This window comes from Aestuariivirga sp. (assembly GCF_041738905.1).
In the GTDB taxonomy this organism is placed as follows: Bacteria; Pseudomonadota; Alphaproteobacteria; order Rhizobiales; family Aestuariivirgaceae; genus Aestuariivirga.
This window is the reverse complement of record NZ_JBGSOZ010000090.1, coordinates 1-9,130: the sequence shown is the minus strand read 5'-3', so window position 1 is coordinate 9,130 and position 9,130 is coordinate 1. Positions and strand designations below refer to the sequence as shown.

The 9,130-nt window shown below is 63.9% G+C and carries 7 protein-coding genes; 1 reads left to right on the top strand and 6 read right to left on the bottom strand.

Translation table 11 applies throughout. The features are described 5' to 3' along the window. The coding region (locus ACEW8Q_RS08110) for a hypothetical protein (RefSeq protein ID WP_373503550.1) at positions 1 to 2,089 on the bottom strand (2,089 nt) is incomplete at its 3' end. A gap of 179 nt (positions 2,090 to 2,268) precedes the next feature. On the opposite strand from ACEW8Q_RS08110, the gene ACEW8Q_RS08105 reads away from it, so the two are divergent. Next, positions 2,269 to 3,483, top strand: a complete 1,215-nt coding sequence (locus tag ACEW8Q_RS08105) for a PLP-dependent aspartate aminotransferase family protein (protein WP_373503549.1) — start codon at positions 2,269 to 2,271, stop codon at positions 3,481 to 3,483. A gap of 2 nt (positions 3,484 to 3,485) precedes the next feature. Here ACEW8Q_RS08105 and pssA read toward each other — a convergent pair whose 3' ends face one another. The 5 genes from pssA to ACEW8Q_RS08080 all read right to left on the bottom strand — a co-directional run. Further along, entirely contained in the window at positions 3,486 to 4,319 is an 834-nt protein-coding gene (pssA, locus tag ACEW8Q_RS08100) for a CDP-diacylglycerol--serine O-phosphatidyltransferase (protein ID WP_373503548.1), read from the bottom strand. Beyond that, on the bottom strand, positions 4,319 to 5,032 hold the full coding sequence (locus tag ACEW8Q_RS08095; RefSeq protein ID WP_373503547.1) for a phosphatidylserine decarboxylase: 714 nt from the start codon (positions 5,030 to 5,032) through the stop codon (positions 4,319 to 4,321). The genes pssA and ACEW8Q_RS08095 overlap by 1 nt, the downstream gene beginning before the upstream one ends. A gap of 89 nt (positions 5,033 to 5,121) precedes the next feature. After that, positions 5,122 to 5,553, bottom strand: coding sequence for a YbjQ family protein (locus tag ACEW8Q_RS08090; RefSeq protein ID WP_373503546.1), 432 nt, complete (start codon positions 5,551 to 5,553; stop codon positions 5,122 to 5,124). A 240-nt stretch (positions 5,554 to 5,793) separates the two neighbouring features. Then, a complete protein-coding gene (locus ACEW8Q_RS08085; protein WP_373503545.1) occupies positions 5,794 to 7,713 on the bottom strand; it encodes an ABC transporter ATP-binding protein/permease in 1,920 nt (639 codons plus the stop codon). A gap of 33 nt (positions 7,714 to 7,746) precedes the next feature. After that, positions 7,747 to 9,130: Ig-like domain-containing protein (locus ACEW8Q_RS08080; protein ID WP_373503544.1), on the bottom strand; the 1,384-nt coding region annotated here is incomplete at its 5' end.

Genomic DNA, 9,130 nt, shown 5'->3' with positions numbered 1-9,130 from the left:
CCAGGATCGCCGCAGCCACGAGGGCCGCCGCGAGGGCCAGCAGCGTCTCGTGATGAATGATTTCGTTGCGGACCAGCGCCTGCATGGGTTCACCGACAGCGGCAGGAACCGCCCGGCGCATGGCCGCCGCGAAGGACAGCGTGCCGGTGCCGGTGCGCGGCATGACCTCCACGCGCCAGTTCCCCTCGCTCGACACGAAGCGGCGAAGGAGATGCGGATCAAGATCCTCCACGCCCGGTTGCCGCAGGCGCGCAAGGCGCTGCGCAGTGACGGAAAGCGAGCCCAGGCTGCCAAACAGCGACTGCTCCAGAGCGTCGACCCTTCCGGCCGTCGGCTGCTGGGGATTGGCGAAGAGACTGACCGCGCGTCTCAGCTTCAGAACGGCGTCGCGCAGATCGGGCGACGTCGCCGGCCCGGAGGCAATTGCGGTCAGTTCCCGCTCAAGCTCGATGAACGTCTGCGGCAGCGATTCTTCCTCTGAAGGTTCGCGCGGCGCGGGCTCGAATGGCGCCATGGCCTCGAGGCGGTGAAGTTCAGCCACCTTGGGTGCCGCATCCGGCGGCAGGAACTGTTCGGCGGTGCGGATGGCGCCCACTTCAGGCAGGCGCATGAGCTGGTCGACAATTCCCGGCACCTCCGCGCGCGGCACGACGACATGCACGGCGCCGCGCGCATCGGGCGTTTCGAGCAGGGCGACGGGGGAGGATGGTGTCTGGCGTTCGCCAAAGCGCATGCCGGGCAGGAAGGCGATACTGAACACTGCCGCCGCCAGAACCACCATTGCCACGACATCGATCGCGTTGCGGGTGTGGTGGGAGGCCGCATCGCCCAAGGCATCATCCAGCCAATGCACCTGGCCGCTTTGGCCCCCGCGTGCAAAGAGAGCGAGGCAGGCGGGCAGCAGGGTCAGCGCGGTGAGCCAGGCTACGGCGGTGCCGATGAGCGAGATCACGGCGAACTGGTTCAGCGAAGGCAATTGCCGCACCAGCCAGGAGACCCAGACGGCCACGAAGAGGAACATGATGGCAGAGACCAGACCGCCCTTGCGGTGGGTCGCGAGCATCACCGCCTGTGCCGCCGAAACACCCTTCGCCCGTGCCCCCGCATAGGACACGCAGAGCAGTGTGCCCGACACCAGCACGGGCGCAAGCGCGGCCAGCGCAAAGGACCATGTGGCGGAGTCGAGCGGCCGGCCCATCGCAGAGGCCGCCGCCGCTGCTGCCGACAGCGTGACCGCACCCGTCAGCAAGATGGCAAGTGTCTGCCGGAAGGACCCGAGCCCGGCCCCGAGGAGCGTGAAGGTGACGAAAATGGAAAGTCCCGCCGGCACCACGAAATCGCGCAAGGGGCTCGGGGCAGAACTCAGGGCGCGCCTCGGCCAGAGCCACCGCACGCCTTGCATCCCGTCGGCGGACTGCCGCGCAAAGGCCGCTGCCTGGCGCTCCATGCCAGGGATCGGGGTTGCCAGAACGAACCACCGCATGCTGCGCGCCTCGCCGCCTAGGCCAGCCAGTGCGTTCCACTGGATCGGACGCGGCCTCCCCCTGACTTCCCCCTCGATGGCGGAGGCCGCCGCCAGCAACAAGGTTTCAAGACCGGGTGGAGAGCGACCCTGTTCCACGGCATTGCCAATCTCGTGGATGAGGGTGGCAAACCCTTGAATGTCGGGCGCGGCGGCGATGGCGAGGTAGAGCGGCTGCATCTGCAGCAAGGCGTCAACCCGCGAACGGACGTCGGCGGCATCACGGAACAGCAAGGCATTCAGGCCATAGAAGTCGCCGGTACCCGGCACGAAAGCCGAGAGGAACAGATCGCTCCGTTCGCCCAACGACGCCGAGAGTGCTAGAGCCTGTTCACGGGATGTCTCCGGATCGCGGCTTTCGACGATCGCCAGGAATGTCTGTTCGACACCGGGAAATTGCCTGTCGAGTTCCGCCTGGAGTTTCGCCGTGGTCTCGTCGAGCGTGATGCGCGGGCTCTGATCGAGATCGACTTCCAGCGTGGCAATGGCCCAGCCGCCGCACACGGCCGCAAGCACCACATAGAGAATCACCAGGATGTTGCGGTTCTCGACAGAAAAGCGCGCCATGCGCGCGAAGCCATTCGGGCGCAGCTTCTCGCGGGGAGGCGAACGAGGTTGCTGCCTTCCGCTCCAATGAGGCTGCTGCCACTCCATGCTGATTTGACTATCCCCTGCTCTGCGGTTGCAGATTCGCTTGTCTATCAGCATCATAGGCAAGATTTGTCTTTAGGAAAGTGGAGTGCGCGATGTCGGACAACAACAGGCGGAACGAGAACTGGGCCACGGAGACCGCCGCCGTCCATGCGGGCGAGTATATCGACCCGGCCACGCGGGCCTCTTCTCCCAACCTCGTCATGTCCGTCACCTTCGCGCCCGAGACCGTGACCGGCTTCTCGGCCCGCGATGAACAAGGCTATGAAGGCTTCGTCTATGGCCGCGTGTCGAGCCCGACGGTGAAGCAGCTGGAAGACAAGCTCGCGGTGCTTGAAGGCGGCGAATCCGCGTTGTGCTTTGCCTCGGGCGTTGCCGCCGCTCATGCCGTCATCTGCGGGCGGCTCGGCAAGGGCGATCACCTCATCGTGCCGGATGCCAACTACGTGGGGATCGCCGAACTGGCGCGCGACACCCTGCCCCGCTTCGGCATCGACGTGTCCTACGTCGATCTGTCGCGGCCCGAGGAAGTGGCGGCCGCCATCCGCCCCAGTACGAAGATGCTGTGGCTTGAAACGCCCGCCAATCCGACGATGAAGCTCTGCGACATCGAAGGCTTCGCCCGGCTTGCCCATGAGCGCGGCGTGCGCGACGTTGCTGTCGATTCGACCTATGCGACGCCGATCGCCACGCAGCCCCTGAAGCTTGGGGCGGATTTTGTGGTGCACTCGCTGACGAAGTACATTTGCGGCCATGGCGACGCGATGGGCGGCGCCGTCATTGGCCGGAAGGCAGACCTTTCGGCTCTCAACCTCGAAGCCACGGTGCATTTCGGGGGCATCATGTCACCCTTCAACGCCTGGCTCATCCTGAGGGGCGCGGCCACACTTCCGATCCGCATGAAGGCGCATGAGGAGGCCGCGCTGAAGGTCGCCCGCTTCCTCGAAGGCCATCCGGAAGTGACCAAGGTTTTCTATCCAGGCCTTCCCTCGCATCCGCAGCACGAGCTGGCGAAGCGCCAGATGAAGAATTTTTCCGGCATGATGACCTTCCAGACGAGAACGCCGGGGCCAGACATCGCGGCGCGCATGGTGAAGCAGTTGGAGATCATCCACTATGCCGTCTCGCTCGGCCATCACCGCAGCCTGGTCTACTGGATCGGCACCGGCGACATCCAGAGCTCGACCTTCCGGCACGACCCTGAACAGCTCCGGCGCTATCGCGACTATGCCGGTGACGGCGTGTTCCGCCTGTCGGTCGGGATCGAGAATGGCGACGACCTGATCGCCGATCTGGCGCGCGTGCTGTAGCGTCAGACGCCGGGACCGGCCGATGCTTCGCTGCGGGCGGCATCGGCCCGCTTGAGCTGACTGTGGCTGCGCATGCTCACGGGGATCAGGGCCAGGTAGACCAGGGACACGACGGTGAGGAATTCCCACGGGAAGGCGATGAGCATGATCACCGCGAAGGCGGCAAGGCCCAGCACGGGCAGGACCATTTCGCGCGGGATGCTCCCCATGTTCTTGCCCGAGAAGGTCGGCACGCGGCTCACCATCAGGAGCGCGACGCCCACCACATAGGGACCGATGAGGATCGCGAAATCGTGCCCGTCATCGACCAGCCCGAGGAAACCGAGATAGAATGGCAGCAGGGCGAGGCCCGCTCCGGCCGGTGCCGGGGCGCCGGTGAAGAAGCGGCTCGACCAAGCCGGCTTGTGAGGATCGTCAAGGGCGACGTTGAAGCGTGCGAGCCTGAGCGCACAGCAGATCGCAAGCACCAGGGCGATCACCCAGCCCGCCGTCTTCAGCGAGTTGAGCGACCAGGTGTAAAGAAGGATCGCGGGCGCAACGCCGAAATTGACGAAGTCGGCCAGCGAATCGAGCTCCGCGCCGAAACGCGATGTCCCCTTCAGCAGCCGCGCCAGACGCCCATCGACAGCATCGAGAACGACGGCCAGCATGACCGCGGCCACAGCCAGTTCATAGCGGCCCTCGACCGCCAGCCGAATCGAGGTGACGCCGCTGCACAGGGCAAGGAGCGTGATGAGATTGGGAAGCAGGAAGCGCACCGGCACCATCTGGAAGCGGCCTTGGCGGGAATCTTCCCCACCATTCGAAACCTCTGTGCTTTCGGAGCTCTCATCCATCAGCTGGGGCGCCCGCTGCGTTCGGGCTCGACGGAGTTGAGATCGGCAAGGACGGTTTCGCCCGCAACCGCGCGCTGGCCGATGCAGGCCATCGCCTTCACGCCCTTCGGCAGATAAACGTCAACCCGGCTGCCGAAACGGATGAGACCGAAGCGCTCGCCAGCAGAAAGATGATCGTTCTCGTTCACGAACTTGACGATCCGCCGGGCAACCAGCCCGGCAATCTGCACGACGCCGATGCGCTGCCCGCCGGAGCGTTCCAGCGTCAGGGCCTGGCGCTCATTGTCGAGCGAGGCCTTGTCGAGATCGGCATTGACGAACAAACCCGGCACATAGGTGATCTTGCGGATCGCCGCATCGACCGGCGAACGGTTCACATGGACATCGAAAACGTTCATGAACACGGAAATGCGCGTCACCGGCTCGCGTTCCAGATCGAGCTCGACCGGGGGGATCACCTCTTCGATGGCGCTGATGCGGCCATCCGCCGGCGATATGACCAGACCGTCCCGCAGCGGGGTGACCCGTTCCGGATCGCGGAAGAAGTAGGCGCACCACAAGGTGAGAACAACGCCAGCCCAGGCAAGCGGCCCGATGCCGAGCCAGAACAGCACCAGCGTGACCGCGGCGAAGATTGCAATGAACCGGTATCCCTCACGATGAACGGGGACCAGGACTTCGGAAACCGAGTTGATGATCGACATGGGGCTCATGTAGCGTCTATGCGCCCCTTTGAAAAGCATTTCGGGCCCGCGAAGTTCCCCAACCGCGCGAGCCCGACTTCAGGTGCTGTCGTTCTGTCTCAGTGGCGGAGCGTGGAGCCTTCGAAGGACGGGCGGGCCGCCAGGAAGCTCATGTCGAAATCCATGGCATCGGCCTGCTGCGGAGTTGCCTCGAAAACCGGCACCGTGATGGGCAGCGGAATGGTCTTCACGGCCGTCCCGGTGGCGTTCACGCAGAACACGCCGTTGCTCATCTCGACCACATCGATGCGGACACCGATGACGGCGTCACCACCCAGGGCCTTGGCCTGGTCGATCATGGCCTTGTTGGCCTGCTCCTTGGCATCATTGAGGCCCTGGTCCATCTGCTGCACGCCCGTCACCTCGAAGTTCCGGATGCCTCCGAAGCTGGTCTTGATGACGCGGCGTGTCCACAGGTGCGTACCACGCACGAGGCCCATGGTTTCCTGAGTGATGCGGCCAGCGATTCCGTCCATTGTCGTCACGATCATTTGACTCTCCCCAATCCCTTGGTTGAGCGTACCGGCTTTCCACCTCCAGCACGCAGGTTGTCCCTGTTCCGGTTCATCCACTTACTGGGACTTCACCGGGGTCCACTCGGTTTCTCCCTCGTGGCATGACCTCAACATGGAGGAGAGTTCTAAATGAAATGAAATCAGACTCGAATTCGTGTCGAATTTTCAGTGTTCAAGCCTCGAATTCGAGGCTCAGGCTTAACAAGGGGATTCCGATCAGGGTGTGTAACTCGTTACCCGTTTGATCAGCTCAGTCTCGCTGTCAGGGATGAGAAGGTCCGTGTCATCCGCTTCCGCCTGCTTCAGCTTCACGCGTGCCTCGTCAGCTTCGCGCTGGCGGTTCCACATCGCGGCGTAGAGTCCCTTCTTGCGGTCCAGCAGCTCGTCGTGCGTGCCGCGCTCGGCCACCTGCCCCTTGTCGAGCACGATGATCTCGTCGGCATCGACCACCGTCGACAGCCTGTGCGCGATGACGAGCGTAGTGCGGTTCTCAGACACCTTCTTCAATGCTGCCTGGATCTGATGCTCGGTGAAGCTGTCGAGCGCCGAGGTCGCCTCGTCGAGGATCAGGATGGGCGGACCCTTGAGGATGGTGCGCGCGATCGAGACGCGCTGCTTCTCGCCGCCCGAGAGCTTCAGGCCGCGCTCGCCCACCATGGCGTCATATCCCTTGGGCAAGCTGGTGATGAAGTCGTGGATCTGCGCCATCTTTGCCGCGGCTTCGACTTCTTCGTCGGTGGCGTCGGGCCGGCCGTAGCGGATGTTGTAGCGGATCGTATCGTTGAACAGCACTGTATCCTGCGGGACCATGCCAATGGCGGCGCGGAGCGACTTCTGCGTTACGTCCGAGATGTCCTGCCCGTCGATGAGGATGCGTCCGGCGCTGATGTCGTAGAACCGGTAGAGCAGACGGGAAATGGTGGACTTGCCCGCCCCCGAGGGGCCGACGATGGCGACCGTCTTGCCCGGCGGCACGCGCAGCGACAGATTCCTGAGGATGGGGCGCTCGATGTCATAGGCAAAGTTCACGTTCTCGAACACCACTTCCGCATCGCGCACGGCAAGCGGCTTCGCATCAGATTTGTCGGCGATCTCGGCATTCACCTTGAGAAGCGTGAACATCTGCTCGACGTCGATCAGCCCTTGCTTGATCTCGCGATAGGAAGAACCGATAAAATTCAGCGGCACGTAGAGCTGGATCATCAGCGCGTTGATCATCACGAAATCGCCGACGGTGCTGGTGCCGGCGCGAACCGAGAGCGCCGACATCACCATGACGATGGTAAGGCCGATGGAGAAGACGACAGCCTGGCCTGCGTTCAGCACGGACAGCGAGACCCAGGTCTTCACCGCTGCCTTCTCGTAACTCTCCATCGAGCGGGCGTAACGCTTTGCCTCATGCTCCTCGTTGCCGAAATACTTGACCGTCTCGAAATTCAAAAGGCTGTCCACGGCCTTGGTGTTGGCTTCGGTGTCGGCCGCGTTCATGTCGCGGCGGATGTTGATGCGCCACTCCGTCGCCAGGTAGGTATAGACCACATAGGCAATGACCGTGAGGATGATGACGAGCGCATAGAGCCAGCCATAGGACCATGCGAGGACGCCTGCGACGAAGACGATCTCGAGGATCGTGGGAAAGGTGTTGAACAGCGAGAAGCGCAGCACCGTATCGATGCCCATCGTCCCGCGCGACACGATGCGCGACAGGCCGCCCGTGCGGCGTTCCAGATGAAACTTGAGCGACAGCGCATGGAGATGCCGGAAGGTCTTCACCGCAAGCTCTCGCACGGCGCGCTGGCTCACACGCGCAAAGACGGCGTCACGCAATTGCGCCAGCACCACCATCATGATGCGGCCCATGCCATAGGCCAGAACCATGAAGACGAGCACGGTGACCGCGACGGTCGCAGCGTTTGCTCCCGTCGTCAGCGCATCGGTCGCGTACTTGAAGGCATAGGGTGTCGCGACCGTGACGAACTTGGACAGAACCAGCGCGACCAGGGCGAAAACGACGCGTGCCTTGAGGCCCGGATGGCCGGCGGGCCACAGGTAAGGCAGCATGTCACGCAGGATCGCCAATTGGTCGCCGTCTCCGGCGAGGGACTTTTCTGTGCCCGGAGGCGTATGTCGGCTCATGATAGGCGCATATGGGAGTGGCGCGGCAGAATGCTAAGGGGCAGCCGCCGCATTCTCCTCGGGCTTCAGGGGATCGCGGCGCTTGGGATCGACGGCCTCGGTCATTGGCGCCACATCCGGTGTCTTGAATATCTGGCCGGGATAGATGAGGTCCGGATTGCGGATCTGGTCCTTGTTGGCTTGATAGAGCAGCGTGTACTTGTCGCCTGAGCCGTAGAGCACGCGGGAAATGCGCCACAGGTTGTTGCCAGGCTGGATGACCACGCGGCCTTCTTTCGGACTCTCCGCCGCAGCCTGCTGCTCGGGCTGGGCTGCTGCCGCCACCTGCTGTTCGCCTGTTGCCGCCGTGCCGGTTTCGGTGGCAGCTGCCTCGGTTGCGGGAGCGTCCGTCTTTGCTACGGTCTGTTCCGCCGCCTGCTCGGGCGCCGTGGCTTCGGCGATCTTGGTCTGGTCCTCGCGGAAGAAGGGAACCTCGACGCGGTTCACCACCTTGCCGGCGCCATCCAGTCCGTCGACGCGAAGCTGATGCACGCCCTGCTTCACATCCGCCGTGCCGGAAAAGTTCCAGCGGCCATCCTCGCCAATCCTGGCATCACCGATGAAGGCATTGTCGACATAGATGCGGGCGGTATTGCCTGGTTTGCCCTGGCCCGAAAACACGATGTTTCCAGAACCATCATAGTCGACCGCATCAATGCTGACGAACTTCGAGGACTTGGCGGGCTTCTTGGCAGGTTCGGCTGCGGGCTGCTCGACGGCGGTTTGCTCTGTGGCGGGCTGTTCGACAGCAGGCGCGGCTTCGGGCTGGACCACCGCGGCTTCTGTTTCGGGCTGGACTGCCGCTGTTTCGGGCTGAACCGCCGCAACCTGCGTTTCGGCCTCAGGCGCAGGTTCGGGCTTCTGGAGTACCCTGGTCGGCGCGTCCGGGCTCACCACGGCGACGAGCACATCCTCATTGGCGCCGGCCGGAATGATCACAGCGACGCTCTGGTCGGAGGGGGTCGGCTGAAGATCGCCCTTGCCCGTCGACTCGATTGTCAAGGCTCCGCTGCCCGCAGGCAGAGGCTGGTCGGGGATGACGACGAAGGCGCCATCGTTGTTCGCGACGGCCTTGCCGATTTCCTCACCGTCGAACTTCACGACAACTTCCGACCCCGCCTCGGCGGTACCGGCGATGACGGCTTCTCCGGTCTTCTCGACGCGCACGGTATCGAAAGCGGGAACTTCCGGCTTTTCCTCGGCTGCGGGAGCCGCAGACTTTTCGGGCTGGACGGCTGCCGTCTGCTGTTCGGGCTGCTGGACTTCGGCCTCCGGCTGGACTTCGGCCTCAGGCTGGGCGGCAGGTGACGCTGGTTGCTCGGTAGCGGCCTGCTGTGCGGTGGTTCCGGGCGCAGCAGGAGCCTCGGCGGTGGCGGCG

Bases quoted from the DNA above. Each gene is read 5' to 3' on its own strand.
- ACEW8Q_RS08095 (WP_373503547.1), bottom strand. From the start codon at position 5,032: ATGAGCCCCATGTCGATCATCAACTCGGTTTCCGAAGTCCTGGTCCCC.
- ACEW8Q_RS08085 (WP_373503545.1), bottom strand. From the start codon at position 7,713: ATGAGCCGACATACGCCTCCGGGCACAGAAAAGTCCCTCGCCGGAGAC.
- pssA (WP_373503548.1), bottom strand. From the start codon at position 4,319: ATGGATGAGAGCTCCGAAAGCACAGAGGTTTCGAATGGTGGGGAAGAT.
- ACEW8Q_RS08090 (WP_373503546.1), bottom strand. From the start codon at position 5,553: ATGATCGTGACGACAATGGACGGAATCGCTGGCCGCATCACTCAGGAA.
- ACEW8Q_RS08105 (WP_373503549.1), top strand. From the start codon at position 2,269: ATGTCGGACAACAACAGGCGGAACGAGAACTGGGCCACGGAGACCGCC.